The sequence below is a fragment of the Pseudomonas sp. PLMAX genome (assembly GCF_046042685.1).
Lineage (GTDB): Bacteria > Pseudomonadota > Gammaproteobacteria > Pseudomonadales > Pseudomonadaceae > Aquipseudomonas > Aquipseudomonas putida_AE.
The window spans coordinates 624,701-642,263 of sequence record NZ_CP064949.1; the positions used below are offsets into that span (position 1 = coordinate 624,701).

General features: G+C 60.9%; 12 protein-coding genes. 9 read left to right on the forward strand and 3 right to left on the reverse strand.

Going from position 1 to position 17,563, the window contains the following annotated elements; translation table 11 throughout:
• Positions 1 to 26: 26 nt before the first annotated feature.
• From DKB71_RS02845 to aceE, 3 genes are all read right to left on the reverse strand, one after another.
• The gene (locus DKB71_RS02845; RefSeq protein WP_408599567.1) at positions 27 to 1,412 is read right to left on the reverse strand and encodes an alkaline phosphatase D family protein; all 1,386 of its coding nucleotides are present in this window, start codon (positions 1,410 to 1,412) and stop codon (positions 27 to 29) included.
• Between the two features lie 263 nt (positions 1,413 to 1,675).
• Complete coding sequence (aceF, locus tag DKB71_RS02850) at positions 1,676 to 3,643, reverse strand: dihydrolipoyllysine-residue acetyltransferase (protein ID WP_408599568.1); 1,968 nt, start codon at positions 3,641 to 3,643, stop codon at positions 1,676 to 1,678.
• 11 nt (positions 3,644 to 3,654) lie between these two features.
• Positions 3,655 to 6,300 (reverse strand): pyruvate dehydrogenase (acetyl-transferring), homodimeric type, encoded by a 2,646-nt coding sequence (gene aceE, locus DKB71_RS02855; protein WP_323626723.1) that lies wholly within the window; start codon positions 6,298 to 6,300, stop codon positions 3,655 to 3,657.
• 383 nt (positions 6,301 to 6,683) lie between these two features.
• Here aceE and glnE point away from each other — a divergent pair, with 383 nt between their 5' ends.
• The 9 genes from glnE (at position 6,684) to DKB71_RS02900 (ending at position 17,443) form a co-directional block, all read left to right on the forward strand.
• Complete coding sequence (gene glnE, locus DKB71_RS02860) at positions 6,684 to 9,623, forward strand: bifunctional [glutamate--ammonia ligase]-adenylyl-L-tyrosine phosphorylase/[glutamate--ammonia-ligase] adenylyltransferase (protein ID WP_408599569.1); 2,940 nt, start codon at positions 6,684 to 6,686, stop codon at positions 9,621 to 9,623.
• Between the two features lie 306 nt (positions 9,624 to 9,929).
• The gene (gene waaF / locus DKB71_RS02865; protein ID WP_274076037.1) at positions 9,930 to 10,964 is read left to right on the forward strand and encodes a lipopolysaccharide heptosyltransferase II; all 1,035 of its coding nucleotides are present in this window, start codon (positions 9,930 to 9,932) and stop codon (positions 10,962 to 10,964) included.
• 1 nt (position 10,965) lies between these two features.
• Positions 10,966 to 12,027 carry a lipopolysaccharide heptosyltransferase I gene (gene waaC / locus DKB71_RS02870; RefSeq protein ID WP_408599570.1) on the forward strand — a complete coding sequence of 354 codons (1,062 nt, stop codon included), beginning with the start codon at positions 10,966 to 10,968 and terminating at the stop codon, positions 12,025 to 12,027.
• A complete protein-coding gene (locus tag DKB71_RS02875; RefSeq protein ID WP_408599571.1) occupies positions 12,027 to 13,148 on the forward strand; it encodes a glycosyltransferase family 4 protein in 1,122 nt (373 codons plus the stop codon). The genes waaC and DKB71_RS02875 overlap by 1 nt, the downstream gene beginning before the upstream one ends.
• Positions 13,149 to 13,955, forward strand: a complete 807-nt coding sequence (rfaP, locus tag DKB71_RS02880) for a lipopolysaccharide core heptose(I) kinase RfaP (RefSeq protein ID WP_274076034.1) — start codon at positions 13,149 to 13,151, stop codon at positions 13,953 to 13,955. It begins immediately after the preceding gene.
• Complete coding sequence (locus DKB71_RS02885; RefSeq protein WP_408599572.1) at positions 13,955 to 14,689, forward strand: lipopolysaccharide kinase InaA family protein; 735 nt, start codon at positions 13,955 to 13,957, stop codon at positions 14,687 to 14,689. The genes rfaP and DKB71_RS02885 overlap by 1 nt, the downstream gene beginning before the upstream one ends.
• Entirely contained in the window at positions 14,686 to 15,438 is a 753-nt protein-coding gene (locus tag DKB71_RS02890) for a lipopolysaccharide kinase InaA family protein (RefSeq protein WP_408599573.1), read from the forward strand. Before DKB71_RS02885 ends, DKB71_RS02890 begins: the two co-directional genes overlap by 4 nt.
• Positions 15,438 to 16,889: a lipopolysaccharide kinase InaA family protein gene (locus tag DKB71_RS02895; RefSeq protein WP_408599574.1), complete on the forward strand. Its 1,452-nt coding sequence runs from the start codon at positions 15,438 to 15,440 to the stop codon at positions 16,887 to 16,889. Before DKB71_RS02890 ends, DKB71_RS02895 begins: the two co-directional genes overlap by 1 nt.
• A 218-nt stretch (positions 16,890 to 17,107) precedes the next feature.
• A complete protein-coding gene (locus DKB71_RS02900) occupies positions 17,108 to 17,443 on the forward strand; it encodes a YceK/YidQ family lipoprotein (RefSeq protein WP_408599575.1) in 336 nt (111 codons plus the stop codon).
• Positions 17,444 to 17,563: the final 120 nt, after the last annotated feature.

A 17,563-nucleotide genomic window follows, 5' to 3' on the forward strand; every position in this document is an offset into this window, starting at 1 on the left:
CTGTCGAAGGCTGCGATCTTTTGCGTTTAACGCAGCAAAATACTGACCGCCTGTAACAGGCCGCCATCCCGGTCGTGATAGCGCACATGAACCTGCTCCGAATCGACGATCAGGTGCGCGAAGTTATCCTGGCTGATCACATCACTGGTCAGCGCGTGTCGGTAATCGCCCCCAGCGGTTCGGGCCAGGGGTTTATCGAGGATGAAGGTGGAGGCCTTGGCATAGGGCAGCAGCTTGCTGTTGCACAGGGGCGAGGAGACGATGGTATGCACTTCGAAGCTCGGGTCCGTGCTGTGGGTCAGACGGCTGGTCAATGAGCCGTGGACGTCGCCTGAAATGATGAAGACATTTTTGATGGCGTGTGTGCGAATCGTTTCAAGCAGCCGTAGTCGTTGCGCGGGAAAGCCTTGCCAGGCGTCGTTGTCCGGGCGTTTGTTGTCGGGGTAGAACATGACGCTGGTGACCACGAATTTGACCCGGGCCGAACTGTTGATCAGCCAGGCGCACAAGGCCTGCTCCTGCTCGATATCGAGGATGCGTCGGTCGTTGGCTGCAAGATTGCGTCGGGTACGGGTGTCGGTGACGAACCATTCGATATCACCGTCGGTGAACTGGTACCAGTATTTGTCCAGTTTCCTGTTGATTTGCCCATCGGCGCAGAGTTCGTATGCCGGGCCATGGCTGGCCTGGTACAACTCATAGGCGTTCATCGCATTGGCATATAGAAAGTCATCGGACTTGTTTCTGTTGGCTGGCCAATTGTCCTCGATCTCATGATCATCGAGGGTCATATAAGTTGGCAGGGCTGACATTAACTTTGCGATGTGTGGCTGTGAAAAGGCCACGCGATATTTGCGAAGAATATCCTTGAGTTCGCGGTCCGGGGCAATGAAGTTCAGATCATCGACGTAGATCTGGTCACCGGTCATCAACATTGCACTGACAGGCGGATCGGCCTGCTCGGCCAGTCTTGCTATTGACGCGAATATCCTGTCACCCAGATGCGGTTCGGCCGCAATGCCTGCGGTCAGCCGCAGATAGCGGCAAGAACCCATAACATAGGCCCTGGGTTGTGTGGCCTGGCTTGAACGGGTGCGCAAGCGATGGATCTGCCGCGGCCACTGCAAGGTCAGTTCCTGAATTGTCCCTGCAGAGTGCACCGGGTTGAACCAGCCTGCCTGATATTCATGCACGGTGTCGGCGGTCAGGTCGTTGAGAACCAGGACGGCGGACATGTCACGGGCTTTCTCGAGTTCGGCGAAAGTACCCTTTGACCAGTTCTCGTCACCGAGGCGCCGATAACGAATGCCGGCAAATGCACGTGCGTCTTTATTTGCCTCTCCACGCAAAAAGATACGTGCGTGGTTAGTTGTGGTGTGGCCAATGATTGGCCCGACTGTAGGTTTAAACATGTTCGAATCCATTCGGTTGGTATTAACGAGCAATCGGCTTTAAATGGCCGTGCAAGCAGGCTAGTTATTTGGCCTTGAAAAATACCGGGCTGAAATGGACTCGACTTGTGGGGGATATCAGCCACAAATGTAGGAACTCATCTAATGAGTAAAAAACACCGGGCAAAAAAAGCCCCGCCAAATTGGCGGGGTTGAGGTACGAGCGTGGCGCTCGGAAAACGTGAAACGCGACAGGCCCTCCGGTAAGGGAGGGCCGGCCGGTGTTACAGCAGGATGGTGCGGATGTCCGCCAGCAGGTCGCTCAGACGCTTGGTGAAGCGTGCAGCAGCGGCGCCGTTGATCACACGGTGATCGTAGGACAGCGACAGCGGCAGCATCAGTTTCGGCTGGAAGGCTTTGCCGTCCCAGACTGGCTGGATGGTTGCCTTGGAAACACCGAGGATCGCCACTTCCGGCGCGTTGACGATCGGCGTGAAGCCGGTGCCGCCAATGTGCCCGAGGCTGGAAATGGTGAAGCAGGCGCCTTGCATCTCATCCGACGAGAGCTTCTTGGTCCGGGCTTTTTCAGCCAGGGAAGCAGCTTCGGCAGCCAGTTGCAGCAGGCTCTTCTGGTCGACGTTCTTGATGACCGGTACCAGCAGGCCATCCGGAGTGTCGACGGCGAAGCCGATATTCACGTATTTCTTGCGGATGATCGCTTTGCCGCTTGGCGCCAGCGAGCTGTTGAAGTCCGGCAGTTCCTTGAGCAGGTGCGCGCAGGACTTGAGCAGCAACGGCAGGATGGTCAGCTTGACGCCGGCCTTCTCTGCGACGGCTTTCTGGGCGGTACGGAACGCTTCCAGCTCGGTGATATCCGCCGAGTCGAATTGCGTCACGTGCGGCACGTTCAGCCAGCTGCGGTGCAGGTTGGCAGCGCCGACCTGCATCAGGCGGGTCATCGGCACTTCTTCGATTTCACCGAAGCGGCTGAAGTCCACGACCGGAATCGGCGGGATGCCCGCGCCACCGGTAGCGCCAGCAGCAGCGGCCGGTGCTTCCTTGGCCTTCTGCATCATGGCTTTGACGTAGACCTGCACGTCTTCCTTGAGGATGCGACCGTGAGGACCGCTGGCACCAACGGCGCTCAGCTCGACACCGAATTCACGGGCCAGTTGACGCACGGCAGGGCCGGCGTGAACCTTGGCGCCAGGTCGGGCTGGAGCGGCAACCGGTGCGGCGGCGGCAGGTGCTGCAGCAGCAGCAGCAGGAGCAGCAGCGGCTGGCGCAGGAGTACTCGGCGCGGCAGCGGCAGGTGCCGCAGCAGCGGCCGGGGCAGCGCCTTTGACTTTCAGCTTGAGGATCAGGTCGCCGGTACCGACTTCGTCGTCCAGCTTGACGGAGACGCTCTCCACCACGCCAGCGGCAGGCGATGGAATTTCCATGCTCGCCTTGTCGGATTCCAGGGTGATCAGCGACTGGTCGGCTTCAACGGTGTCGCCGGCCTTGACCAACACTTCGATGATCTTGGCCTTGCCCGCCGAACCGATGTCCGGAACGTGGATGTCCTGGACGCTGTCGGCAACCGGAGCAGCCGGAGCGGCAGCGGCTGGCGCAGGAGCAGCGGCAGCAGGAGCGGCAGCCTGGGCCGGAGCGGCAGCAGCCGGTGCCGCAGCACCCGCCACTTCCAGGTCCAGGATCAGGTCGCCGGTACCGACTTCGTCGTTGAGCTTGACGCTGATGGCCTTGACCACGCCAGCGGCAGGCGACGGGATTTCCATGCTGGCCTTGTCGGATTCCAGGGTGATCAGCGACTGATCAGCTGCGACGGTGTCGCCGACCTTGACCTGGATCTCGATGATCTGGGCCTTGCCCGACGAACCGATGTCCGGCACGTGCACTTGCTGAACCGAAGCGGCAGCAGGCGCAGCAGCAGGAGCGGCCGGCGCTGGTGCAGCGGCCGGTTTCTCTTCTGCTTTTGCAGCAGCAGGCGCAGCTGCAGCCGCAGGAGCAGCAGCGGCACCTTCGACTTCCAGCTCCAGCAGTTCGTCGCCTTCTTTCAGGCGATCGCCCAGCTTCACTTTCAGGCTCTTGACGATACCGGCCTTCGGCGCAGGCACTTCCATGCTCGCCTTGTCCGATTCCAGCGTCAGGATGCTCTGCTCGGCTTCGATACGGTCGCCGACCTTCACAAACAGTTCAATTACTTCACCTTCACCGCTGCCGATGTCAGGTACGCGAATGAGTTCGCTCACAGAATCTCTCCTCAGCAGTCCAGTGGGTTGAGTTTTTCCGGGTTGATACCGAACTTGGCAATGGCTTCAGCCACGACCTTAGGTTCGATGTCACCACGGTCAGCCAGTGCTTCCAGGGCTGCCAACACCACGAAATGACGGTCAACTTCGAAGAAATGACGCAGTTTCTTGCGGCTGTCGCTGCGGCCGAAACCGTCGGTGCCCAGGACTTTGAATTCCTTGGACGGTACCCACTGACGGATCTGCTCGGCGAACAGTTTCATGTAGTCGGTCGAGGCAATGACCGGACCTTTACGGCCGTTCAGGCACTCTTCCACATAGCTCAGCTTAGGCTTCTGGCCAGGGTGCAGACGGTTGGTGCGCTCAACGGCCAGGCCGTCGCGACGCAGTTCGTTGAAGCTGGTAACGCTCCACACGTCGGCGCCGACGTTGAACTGTTCACGCAGGATCTTCGCTGCTTCACGGACTTCACGCAGGATGGTGCCGGAGCCCATCAGCTGGACGTGGTGCGCCGCTTCGCGGGTGTCTTCCTCGAGCAGGTACATGCCTTTCTTGATGCCTTCTTCGGCACCGGCCGGCATGGCTGGCTGCTGGTAGGACTCGTTCATCACGGTGATGTAGTAGAAGACGTCCTGTTGCTCTTCGGTCATCTTCTTCATGCCGTCCTGAATGATCACCGCCAGCTCGTAGCCGTAGGTTGGATCGTAGGTGCGGCAGTTCGGGATGGTCGCGGCCAGCAGGTGGCTGTGACCGTCTTCGTGTTGCAGGCCTTCACCGTTCAGGGTGGTACGGCCGGCGGTACCGCCGATCAGGAAGCCACGGGTACGGCTGTCGCCAGCGGCCCACGCGAGGTCGCCAATACGCTGGAAGCCGAACATCGAATAGAAGATGTAGAACGGCAGCATCGGCTGGTTGTGGCTGGAGTACGAAGTACCGGCAGCGATGAAGGAGCTCATGGCGCCCGCTTCGTTGATGCCTTCTTCGAGGATCTGGCCCTTCTTGTCTTCCTTGTAGAACATCACCTGGTCTTTATCGACTGGCTCGTAGAGCTGGCCGACGGACGAGTAGATGCCCAACTGACGGAACATGCCTTCCATACCGAAGGTACGGGCTTCGTCCGGGATGATCGGCACGATGCGCGGACCGATTTCCTTGTCCTTGACCAGTTGCGCGAGGATGCGCACGAAGGCCATGGTGGTGGAGATTTCACGGTCGCCCGAGCCGTCCAGGATAGCTTTGAGGGTATCCAGTGGCGGCGTCGGTACGCTGAAGCTTTGTGCGCGACGTTGTGGCACGAAACCGCCCAGTGCAGTGCGGCGCTCGCTCAGGTAGCGGGCTTCGGCGCTGTTTGGCTCCGGCTTGAAGAACGGCAGGTTTTCCAGCTCTTCATCTTTAACTGGAATGTCGAAGCGATCGCGGAACAGCTTCAGGCTTTCAACATCAACCTTCTTGGTGTTGTGCGCGGTGTTCTTCGCTTCGCCGGCACCGGTGCCATAACCCTTGATGGTCTTGGCCAGGATGACGGTCGGTTGTTCCTTGTGGTTGACCGCTTCGTGGTACGCCGCGTAGACCTTGTACGGGTCGTGGCCGCCACGGTTGAGTTTCCAGATCTCGTCATCGGACAGGTCTTCGACCATCGCCTTGAGTTCTGGCGTGTTGAAGAAGTGTTCACGCACGAACGCGCCGTCTTTGGCTTTGTAGTTCTGGTATTCGCCGTCGATGACTTCGTCCATGCGACGTTGCAGGATGCCGTCGACGTCCTTGGCCAGCAGTGGGTCCCAGAAACGGCCCCAGATGACTTTGGTCACGTTCCACTGAGCACCGCGGAACACGCCTTCGAGTTCCTGGATGATCTTGCCGTTGCCGCGAACCGGGCCGTCGAGGCGCTGCAGGTTGCAGTTGATGACGAAGATCAGGTTGTCCAGCTTCTCGCGGCCAGCCAGGGAGATCGCGCCCAGGGATTCCGGCTCGTCGCACTCGCCGTCGCCCAGGAAGCACCAGACTTTCTGCTTGCCGGCAGGAATGAAGCCACGGGCTTCCAGGTACTTCATGAAACGCGCCTGGTAGATCGCCTGGATCGGGCCCAGACCCATGGATACAGTCGGGAACTGCCAGAAGTCAGGCATCAGCCAAGGGTGCGGGTAGGACGACAGGCCCTGACCGTCCACTTCCTGACGGAAGTTGTTCATCTGGTCTTCGGAAATGCGGCCTTCCATGAACGCACGGGCGTAAACGCCTGGCGAGGTGTGGCCCTGGAAGTAGATCAGGTCGCCGCCGTGTTCGTCGGTCGGGGCCTGGAAGAAGTAGTTGAAGCCGATGTCATACAGGGTCGCACTGGAAGCGAAGCTGGAGATGTGACCGCCGAGGTCAGAATCTTTCAGGTTCGTACGCATTACCATGGCCATCGCGTTCCAGCGTACCAGCGAGCGAATGCGGCGTTCCATGAACAGGTCGCCAGGCATGCGTGCTTCGTGGGTTACCGGGATGGTGTTGCGGTAAGGCGTGGTGATGGCGTAAGGCAACTGCGAACCGCTGCGGGTTGCGAGTTCACCCATACGGGTCATCAGATAGTGAGCACGGTCTTCGCCTTCTTTGTCGAGAACCGATTCCAGGGCGTCCAGCCATTCCTGGGTTTCGACGGGATCGAGGTCTTGCATGGCTTGCTCCAGGGCGGAAAGGCTACCAGAATCGGTTGCCTGAGTTAGCGACTGGCCTTGTGGGCAGACGTTATGAATTCTTGGATTGCCGATAGGTTGGTCCGGCGGTGTGTAGTTTTACTACAAATCATCCGGCATTTCAGCCTTGCTAATGTATATACGAGTAGTAAAACTACAGATGAGCGGCTTGTGGCCCCCGGCTGCGTTGTGAGAATAATCGTTAAGGTTGGTATTTTGCCAACCGAAAAAGGTGAAAGCTTGATGTTCGCTGCCGATAAAAAAGTATTTTCAGCTATTTCTAACCTTTGTTCGACACTCCTTCAGGTAGTGGGTTTGCGAGATTCACTACATGCTGCCCGTCACACGCCGATCAAGGATAGACCATGAGCCTGCCCCCGCTTGCCGACCTGCCCGCCATTCTGTTGCCGTTTGTCACTCGCGCCGAGCAGTCGTTCCGTACTACCGTCGAGGCATTGGATGACGACCATCGCCTGTCCGCGTGGACACCTGAACGCTGGGCGCAATTTGCCCGCGTCACCGCTGCCAGCGACTTCGTCACTGAACAAAGCGTGCGTGATCCGCGGATGCTGCTGGAACTGGTGCAGTCCGGCGAGCTGGACCGAAGCTTTGCCTCCGGCGAGTTGTGCGCGCAAATTGCGGCAGCCGTGAACCTTGCCGAAACCGATGATCAACTCGGTCGGGCGTTGCGCCGCCAACGGGCGCGCCACCAAGTGCGAATCATCTGGCGGGACCTGACCCGCCAGGCTGATCTGATCCAGACCTGCCGCGACCTTTCGGACATGGCTGACGCCAGCATCGATCAAGCCTATCAATGGCTATACGCGCGGCACTGTCAGCAGTTCGGCGTGCCGACCGGCCGCCGCAGCGGCGAGCCGCAGCAGATGGTCGTCCTTGGCATGGGCAAGCTCGGTGCCGTTGAGCTGAATCTGTCGTCGGATATCGACCTGATTTTCGCCTACCCCGAAGGCGGCGAAACGGTCGGCGTTAAACGCTCGCTGGATAACCAGGAATTCTTCATTCGTCTCGGCCAGCGCCTGATCAAGGCCCTGGACCCGATGACCGTCGACGGTTTCGTGTTCCGCGTCGACATGCGCCTGCGACCTTATGGATCGTCTGGCGCGCTGGTATTGAATTTCAACGCGCTGGAGCAGTACTACCAGGACCAGGGTCGCGACTGGGAACGCTACGCGATGATCAAGTCGCGGGTGGTCGCCGGCGATCAAGTGGCCGGTGCGCAGCTGCAAGAGATGCTGCGACCCTTCGTCTACCGGCGCTATCTGGACTTTTCCGCCATTGAAGCGCTGCGCACCATGAAGCAGCTGATCCAGCAGGAAGTGCGGCGCAAGGGCATGGCCGACAACATCAAGCTCGGCTCCGGTGGCATCCGTGAGGTGGAGTTCATCGCCCAGGCCTTCCAGCTGATTCATGGCGGTCGCGATCTGAGTCTGCAACAGCGTCCATTATTAAAAGTGCTGAGTACGCTGGAGGGTCAAGGTTACCTGCCGCCAGCGGTGATCAGTGAACTGCGCGAAGGCTACGAATTCCTGCGTTATACCGAACACGCGATCCAGGCGATTGCCGATCGCCAGACGCAAATGCTGCCCGACGGTGTCCAGGACCAGGCGCGCATTGCCTTCATGCTCGGCTTCGCCGACTGGTCGGCGTTCCATGAGCAGTTGATGTACTGGCGTGGCCGTGTGGCCTGGCATTTCGGTCAGGTGATCGCCGACCCCGATGAAGAGCAGGGCGCCGAAAGCGAAGTGGTGGTGGGCGGTGAATGGCTGCCGTTGTGGGAGGAAGCCCAGGATGAGGAAGCCGCCTGCCGTCAGTTGCAGGAGGGCGGCTTCCTTGATGCCAGCAAAGCATTGAAGGCCTTGGCCAACTTGCGTGGCAGCCCGCAGTTGCGCGCCATGCAGCGTCTGGGGCGCGAACGTCTCGATGCCTTTATTCCGCGCTTGCTGGCTCAGGCCGTAGAGCATGCCAATCCGGATCTGGTGCTGGAGCGGGTATTGCCACTGGTGGAAGCCGTGGCGCGTCGTTCTGCCTACCTGGTGCTGTTGACCGAAAACCCCGGCGCACTGCGACGCTTGCTGACCCTGTGCGCGGCGAGCCCGTGGATCGCCGAACAGATCACCCGTTTTCCGCTGTTGCTTGACGAGTTGCTCAACGAAGGCCGATTGTTCAAGCCGCCGTTGGCGCCGGAGTTGGCCGCCGAGTTGCGCGAACGCCTGACGCGGATTCCCGAGGACGACCTCGAGCAGCAAATGGAAGCCTTGCGTCATTTCAAGCTGGCGCACCGCTTGCGGGTCGCCGCTTCGGAAATCGCCGGCAGCCTGCCCCTGATGAAAGTCAGCGATTACCTGACCTGGCTCGCCGAAGCGATCCTGGAGCAAGTGCTGGCCCTGGCCTGGCGGCAAACGGTCGCCAAGTACGGCACACCGCTGCGCACCGATGGCACCTTGTGCGATCCCGGCTTCATCATTGTCGGTTATGGAAAAGTCGGTGGCCTGGAATTGGGGCATGGTTCGGACCTGGACCTGGTGTTCATCCATGATGGCGATCCACAGGCAGAAACCGACGGGCCGAAGTCGATCGATGGCGCGCAATTTTTCACCCGGCTGGGGCAGCGGATCATTCACTTGCTGACGGCGCAGACCAACTCCGGTCAGCTCTATGAAGTCGACATGCGCCTGCGGCCGTCCGGTGCATCGGGGCTGCTGGTGAGTTCGCTGGGGGCCTTTGCCCGCTATCAGGAAAATGAAGCCTGGACCTGGGAGCATCAGGCGCTGGTCAGGGCGCGGGTGCTGGTGGGGAGCGAGGATGTCGGTCGGGCGTTCGAGCAGGTTCGCGCGGCGATCCTGGGCAAGGCACGCGATCTGCCGACCCTGCGCCAGGAGGTCAGCGAGATGCGCGCCAAGATGCGCGATAACCTGGGCAGCAAGAGTACCGCGGCCGGCACCGGGGCAAATGCCTTCGAGGCCACGGCGCCCTTCGACCTCAAGCAGGACGCCGGAGGTATCGTCGATATTGAATTTATGGTGCAATACGCGGCCCTGGCGTGGTCCGAAACACACCCGCCACTGCTGCGCTGGACGGACAACATCCGCATTCTGGAAGAGCTGGAGAAGGCAGGGCTGATGCCCGTCGAGGATGCCAGCCTGTTGCGTGAGGCTTATAAAGCCTACCGCTCCGCCGCCCACCGGCAGGCCTTGCAGAAGGATGCCGGGGTGATACCGGGCGACCAGTTCGCGGACGAACGGCGACAGGTCATGCGGATCTGGCGTGAGCTGGGGCTAAGCTGAAACGCGCCTGTCGGAGCGACTGGATTCAAATGTGGGAGCGGGCTTGCTCGCGAAAGTGGAGTGTCAGGCAACATCAATGTTGGATGTGATGGCCCCTTCGCGAGCAAGCCGCTCCCACAGTAGATCTGCAGTGTCATGCAGGTCGAGGTACACCAATACCCAATGTGGGAGCGAGCCTGCTCGCGATAGCGGAGTGACAGTCGACAGCAATGTTGGAGGTGATGACCCATCGCAAGCCGCCTTGCTCCTACAGTGATTCTCGAGGCGGGGAGGCGTAGGCCTCCCCGGTTCGTTTATGGAAACCACATGAAAATTCTGATCGTTGGGCCCAGTTGGGTCGGTGACATGGTGATGGCGCAGACACTGTTTCAGTGTCTCAAGCAACGCCACCCGCAATGCGAAATCGACGTGCTGGCCCCCGAGTGGAGCCGGCCGATTCTTGAGCGCATGCCCGAAGTTCGCCAGGCCTTGAGCTTTCCGCTCGGCCACGGTGCACTGGAACTGGCGACGCGTCGACGCATCGGAAAATCCCTGGGCGGCCAGTACGACCAGGCGATCCTGCTGCCCAATTCCCTGAAGTCGGCACTGGTGCCGTTCTTTGCCGGCATCCCCAAGCGCACCGGCTGGCGTGGCGAGTTCCGCTACGGCCTGCTCAACGATGTGCGCACGCTGGACAAAGAACGTTACCCACTGATGATCGAGCGCTTCATGGCCCTGGCCTATGAGCCGGGCGTTGAACTGCCCAAGCCTTACCCGCGCCCGAGCCTGCGGATCGATCCGGTGACTCGCGAGGCCGCATTGGCCAAGTTTGGCCTGGCCCTCGACCGTCCGGTGCTGGCCCTGTGCCCCGGTGCCGAGTTCGGCGAGTCCAAGCGCTGGCCGTCGGAGCACTACGCCAAAGTCGCGGAAGCGAAGATTCGCGAAGGCTGGCAAGTCTGGCTGTTTGGTTCGAAGAACGATCATGCCGTGGGTGAAGACATCCGTTCGCGGCTGATCCCCGGCTTGCGTGAAGAGTCGGTGAACCTCAGTGGCGGCACCTCGTTGGCCGAGGCCATCGATTTGTTGTCCTGCGCCGATTCGGTGGTGTCCAACGACTCTGGCCTGATGCACGTTGCCGCTGCGCTGAACCGCCCGCTGGTGGCGGTCTACGGCTCGACGTCACCGGGCTTCACGCCGCCGCTGGCCGAGCATGTCGAGATCGTGCGCCTGGGCATCGAATGCAGCCCATGCTTTGATCGCACATGCCGTTTCGGCCATTACAACTGCCTGCGCCAGCTGATGCCGCAAGCGGTGAACGAAGCCTTGCAGCGTTTGCAGGGCACTGTGGTCGAGGTCAAATAGTTTGCGGGTACTGCTGATCAAGACTTCATCGCTGGGCGACGTGATTCATGCGCTGCCGGCCCTGACCGACGCCTCGCGGGCCATCCCCGGCATCACGTTCGACTGGGTGGTGGAGGAAGGCTTCGCCGAAATTCCGAGCTGGCACCCGGCGGTGGGCAAGGTGATTCCGGTGGCGATCCGTCGCTGGCGCAAGAACATCTGGCAGACCATCAAGAGTGGCGAGTGGAAGCGCTTCAAACAAAGCGTTCGCGCCACGAAATACGATCTGGTCATCGATGCCCAGGGCCTGCTGAAAAGCGCTCTGCTGACCCGGTATGTGAAAGCCCCGGTGGCGGGTCTCGATAAAAGTTCGGCACGCGAGCCCGTCGCCGCGCGGTTCTATAACCGTCGCCTGGCGGTTGCCCGCGGACAGCATGCGGTGGAGCGGGTGCGTCAGCTGTTCGCCATCGCCCTGGGTTATGACCTGCCCAAGGGCCTGGGCGACTACGGCCTGAGCGTCGAACGCCTGGTGGAGCTGCCGCGCAAGAATCCGTATGTGGTGTTCCTGCACGGCACCACCTGGGACACCAAGCACTGGCCCGAAGCCTACTGGCGCGAGCTGACCGAACGGGTCGGATATCTCGGGGTGGGCGTGAAACTGCCGTGGGGCAACGCGGCGGAGAAGGCCCGCGCCGAGCGCATCGCCGCCGGCTTCAAACACGCCGAGGTATTGCCCAAGCTGAATCTGGCCGGGGTCGGTAAAGTCCTGGCTGGCGCGCAAGCCTGCGTGGCGGTGGATACCGGTCTCGGTCATCTGGCCGCGGCACTGGATGTGCCGACGCTGTCGCTGTTCGGCCCGACCAATCCGGGCCTGACCGGGGCCTACGGCAAGTCGCAGATACACCTGGCCAGCGACTTCCCCTGCGCGCCGTGCCTGCAAAAGAAATGCACCTATCAACCGACGGCCGAAGATGCCCGTCAGTTTGACCTGAAACGCGAGTGGCCATTGTGCTTCACGCGTCTGAATCCCGAGCGTGTCGCGAGCCGACTGAGCACGTTATTACTGGCTGAGGAGCTGCGCTGATGCAATTGGCATTTGTCCTGTACAAGTATTTTCCCTTTGGTGGCCTGCAGCGCGATTTCATGCGCATCGCCCTGGAGTGCCAGAAGCGCGGCCATCAGATCCGCGTCTACACGCTGATCTGGGAAGGTGAGGTGCCGCCGGGTTTCGAAGTGCTGGTGGCGCCGGTCAAGGCCTTCTTCAACCATCGACGCAACGAAAAGCTCAGCGAGTGGATGGAAGCGGACCTGGCCAAGCGTCCGGTGGACCGCTTGATCGGCTTCAACAAGATGCCGGGCCTGGATGTCTACTACGCCGCCGACGGCTGCTTCGAAGACAAGGCGCAGAACCTGCGCAACTCGCTGTACCGACGTTGGGGCCGCTACCGCCACTTCGCCGAGTACGAGCGGGCGGTGTTCGCCAAAGAGGCGAAGACCGACGTGCTGATGATTTCCGAGGTCCAGCAACCGCTGTTCATCAAGCATTACGGCACGCCGCTGGAACGCTTCCACCTGCTGCCACCAGGCATTGCCCAGGATCGTCGTCGGCCGGCGGATGCGGACGAGATTCGCGCCGGGTTCCGCGCCGAATTCAATCTGAAGGACGATGACTTGCTGCTGGTGCAGATCGGCTCCGGGTTCAAGACCAAGGGTGTGGATCGCAGCCTCAAGGCCTTGGCCGCATTGCCCGCTGATCTGAAGAAGCGCACCCGGCTGTTTGTAATTGGCCAGGACGACCCCAAGTTATTCCAGATGCAGAGCGCCACGCTGGGGCTCGGCGACAACGTGACGTTCCTCAAGGGCCGCAGCGATATTCCGCGTTTCCTGTTGGGCGCCGATCTGTTGATCCACCCGGCCTACAACGAAAACACCGGTACCGTGCTGCTTGAAGCGCTGGTGGCCGGGTTGCCGGTGCTGGTGAGCGCGGTCTGCGGGTACGCCCATTACATCGCCGAGGCCGACGCTGGCCTGGTGCTGGACGAGCCGTTCGATCAAGCCCAGCTGACCCAGTACCTGACCGGCATGTTGAACGACGCTCAAGCAAGGGCGGCCTGGAGCCGCAACGGTGTGGCCTTCGCCGAGACGGCCGACCTCTACAGCATGCCGCAGCATGCGGCCGATGTGATTCTGGCGGAGCACGCTTAAATGAAGTTGATGCTGGCTGAACCGTTCAAGAGCCTCTGGGCCGGACGCGACCCGTTCGCCGAAGTCGAGGGCTTGCAGGGCGAGGTGTACCGTGAGCTCGAAGCTCGCCGTACCCTGCGCACCGAGGTGGACGGCAACGGGTTTTTCGTGAAGATCCACCGTGGCATCGGCTGGGGCGAGATCTTCAAGAACCTGCTCACCGCCAAGCTGCCGGTATTGGGTGCCGGCCAGGAGTGGAAGGCCATCCAGCGCCTGCAGGAAGTCGGCGTGCCTACCATGACCGCCGTCGCCTATGGCGAAAAAGGCAGCAACCCGGCGGACCAGCATTCGTTCATCGTCACCGAAGAGCTGGCGCCGACCGTCAGCCTTGAAGATTTCAGCATCAACTGGTCCAAGCAGCCGCCGGAGCCAAAACTCAAGCGCGCGCTGATCGCTGAAGTGGCGCGCATGACCGGCATGATGCACCGCGCCGGGGTCAACCATCGTGACTGCTACATCTGCCACTTCCTGCTGCACACCGACAAGCCGGTGACCGCAGACGATTTCAAACTCTCGGTGATCGACCTGCACCGCGCCCAGACCCGTCCGACGATCACCTCGCGCTGGCGTAACAAGGATCTGGCGGCGCTGTATTTTTCCGCCCTGGACATCGGCCTGACCCGGCGCGACAAGTTGCGTTTCCTCAAGGGTTATTTCCAGCGGCCGCTACGCCAGATCCTGGGCGAAGAAGCGGGGCTGCTGAGCTGGCTCGAAGGCAAGGCCAACAAGCTTTACGAGCGTAAACAGCGGTACGGAGACGCGCTCTGATGGCGGGTTGGAGACTGGAGCCTGCTTATCGCGATCTGGCACAAGACTTCGGCAGCCTTGATGCCGTGTTTGCGCTGCAGGGCGAGCGCCTGACCCGCGATCCGCTGTCGGAGGTCATTCGCGTCCAGCGCAATGGCGTCAACTATTACGTCAAGCGCTACGTGGGGGCAGGCAAGGGCTTGCGCCGCTACCTGGGCAAGCCACGCGTGAAGATGGAGTGGCAGAACCTCAAGCGCTTTGCCAAATGGGGCATCCCCACCGCCGAGGTGGTGGCCTGGGGGCTGGAGCGTCGCGGTGCAGCCTATGATCGTGGGGCGATGATCACCCGCGAACTGCCACATACGGAAGATTTGTCGGCCCTGGCCGAGCGGCACGATGCGAAACTGGCGGACCGCGCCTGGGTCGACAGCATCAGCCGACAACTGGCCAATTACACCCGCACGATGCACGAGCATCACTTTACCCATAACGATTTGAAGTGGCGCAACCTGCTGGTCGACGATCAGGCCCGGCTGTTCCTGATCGACTGCCCCAACGGTGATTTCTGGAGAGGTTTCTGGCTCAAGTACCGAATCACCAAGGACCTGGCCTGCCTGGACAAGGTCGCCAAGTATCAATTGTCGGCCACCCAGCGCCTGCGCTTTTACCTGCAATACCGCCAATGCAGCCGGCTCAATGCCGCCGACAAGAAACGCATCCGGCACGTGGTGAGATTTTTCGAGGGACGCGAATGACTGATTTCCTGGCCGCTGAAGACCGGGCGCTGCTTGAGCGTCACGGCCTCGGCACGTTCGATGCGCTCTGGGCCCGGCAGCTCGATGCCGTGGACGAACCCAACACCCTGCGGGGTGGCTGGAGCAGCGTGTTTCGACTGGATCTGGAAGGTCGTGGCTACTACCTCAAGCGCCAGAGCAACTACCAGATGCATACCTTGCATGCGCCGTTTGGCGAGCCGAGTTTTGCCCGGGAGTTTCGTAACATCAGCCGTTACGAAAAGCTCGGCATACCGGCGCTCAAGGCGGTGTTCTTCGGTGAGCGCAAGGTGGACGGTGAAACCCGGGCCATTCTCCTGACGCGCGCCCTCGACGGTTGGGATGATCTGGATTCGCTGTTGCAACGCTGGACGGATCTCGGCGAGGCGCAGCAGGTAGCCATTCTGCAAGCTTGCGGGCACCTGGCGCAGCGTCTGCACGGCATGCGCCAGGTGCATGGCTGCTTCTACCCCAAGCATATTTTCCTGCGGGCCACCGGCGACGGGTATCAGGCGCAACTGATCGACCTGGAAAAGACCCGGCACCTGTTGTTCGGGCTGCGCGACCGCGTAAAGGACCTGGAGCCGTTGCTGCGTCGGGCGCCCGAGTGGAGCGAAGGGCAATTGCGGGTGCTGCTGGGCGCTTATCTGGATCAACCCCAGGACAGCTCGTTGATCGACACCTGGCTGACGCGCCTGACCGCGCGACGCAGCCATAAGGAGAAGCGCTGATGCGTTTATCCGAACTGAAAAGCGCTGGCCGTCACCCGAGCCTGCCGCTCAGTCTTTCACTGGCCGATGCTGCCGGGCCGGCGCAGCTACAGTTGCTGACCCTGTTGCGGGTCTTGCCCGGGCAGCGTTATGTCGGTGCGGGTGTCTGGCGCGGTCGGCCCGTGCTGGCCAAGTTGCTGGTTGGCAGCAAGGCGGCGCGGCATTTCCAGCGCGAGCTGGACGGTGTGCGACTGCTCGCCGCCCAGGGCCTGACCACGCCGCTGCTGTTGGCTGACGGTCTGAAGGATGGCGAGGGTGGCTGGCTGCTGTTTGAATTCCTTGAGGGCGCCCAAAGCCTGGGGGATGCCTGGCAGCAGGTGGAAGGCCTGCCGGTGCTGGCCGATGAGCAGTCAGCCGTTTTGGCGCAAGCCTTGGGCGCGATCGGTCAAATGCATCGCAAAGGTTTGTGGCAGGAAGACCTGCACCTGGACAACCTGCTGCGCCAGGGCAATCGACTGTATTTGATCGATGGTGCCGGTATCTGCAGCGAAACGCCAGGCAAGCCGCTCTCGCGGCAAAAGGTCCTGGAAAATCTCGGGGTGTTTTTCGCCCAGTTGCCCAAGTCGCTGGAGCCGTTTACCGAAGAATTGCTGGTGTACTACCTGCTGAGCAACGGCGAGCATGCGCTGCCCATGGAAGCGCTGCAGAAACAGGTCGACAAGGTTCGCAGCTGGCGCCTCAAGGACTTCCTGATCAAGGTCGGTCGCGAATGCACGCTGTTCAGCGTCCAGCGCGGTGCATTCGGCTTGCGGGCGATTCGGCGTGAGGAAGAAGCGGCGATGCTGCCGGTACTGGCCCAGGCTGATGCCTTGCTGGATCAGGGGCACCTGTACAAGACCGGGGGCGCGGCGAGCGTCGGCAAGGTCGAGGTGGATGGCCGAACGCTGGTGATCAAGCGCTACAACATCAAGGGTTTCGCCCACTGGCTCAAGCGCTTCTGGCGCCCGAGCCGTGCCTGGCACTCCTGGCGCGAAGGCAATCGCCTGGCATTTCTCGGCATCGCCACGCCCAAGCCCTTGGCGGTGCTGGAGAAGCGTTTTCTCTGGTTGCGCAGCCGTGCTTATCTGATCACCGAGCATTTGTCGGGGCCGGACATCATCGAGCGTTTCGCACCGTACATCGAGAGTGGTGATGCGCCAGAGGCCGAGTTGCTGGCGCTGGATCAGCTGTTCGCCGAATTGATTGCCGAGCGCATCAGCCACGGCGACTTCAAGGGTCACAACCTGTTCTGGCAGCAGGATCGCTGGGCGCTGATCGACCTGGATTCGATGTGCCAGCACGGCTCGCTCGCCAGTTTCGCCCCGGCGTATGCGCGGGATCGGGCGCGGTTCATGCGCAACTGGCCTGAGAGTAGTGCGCTTTATCAGGTCCTCGATCAGCGTCTTCCGAAAGATATCTCCAGCGCAGTCTGAATCTCTTCGCGAGCAAGCCCGCTCCCACATTTCAACCGCGTTCACATAGATGAAAGCGGTCGAAATGTGGGAGCGGGCTTGCTCGCGAAGGGGCCGGAACAGCCAGCGAAGAAAAGGGACAATTTCTTAAGCATCGTCCTACAGGAACTTGGGAAGCCATGAACTGTGGCCTGAATGACCACGATGCTAGCTTGCCTGACGTTCACGGAGGGCAAGCTTTGACGATCAAAAAGGCAGTCACATCAGGTGTCATCTCACTGGCTTTGACAGGGTGCGGGACCGTCTCGACGGTCTTGCAGGACGATGCCGACGCGGCCCAGGCGCTTCGTCGGCACAAAACCTACTGTCAGACCATCCCGCGGGTCTACAGCGGCCTGGCCTACGACTTTTGCGTATTGAATGGGCCTCCCGATCCAACGGGTATCTTCGTTCCAGTCATTTTGCTGGACCTGGCGATGTCCGGCACGCTGGATACCGTAGTCTTGCCCTACACCCTTTACCGGCAGGGCACGGATGGCAACATCCGTATTTACTGGCGGCCTGCCCGAGGCTGATAACCGTAGGGTCATTCCCGGCATCTTTAAGCTATAATCCCGCCCTTTAGCTGTCTCTCGCCCGTTGCGAGGGCACATTAATTTTTGAGGCGCATTGCGCCTGCACGCAGACTAAAGAGG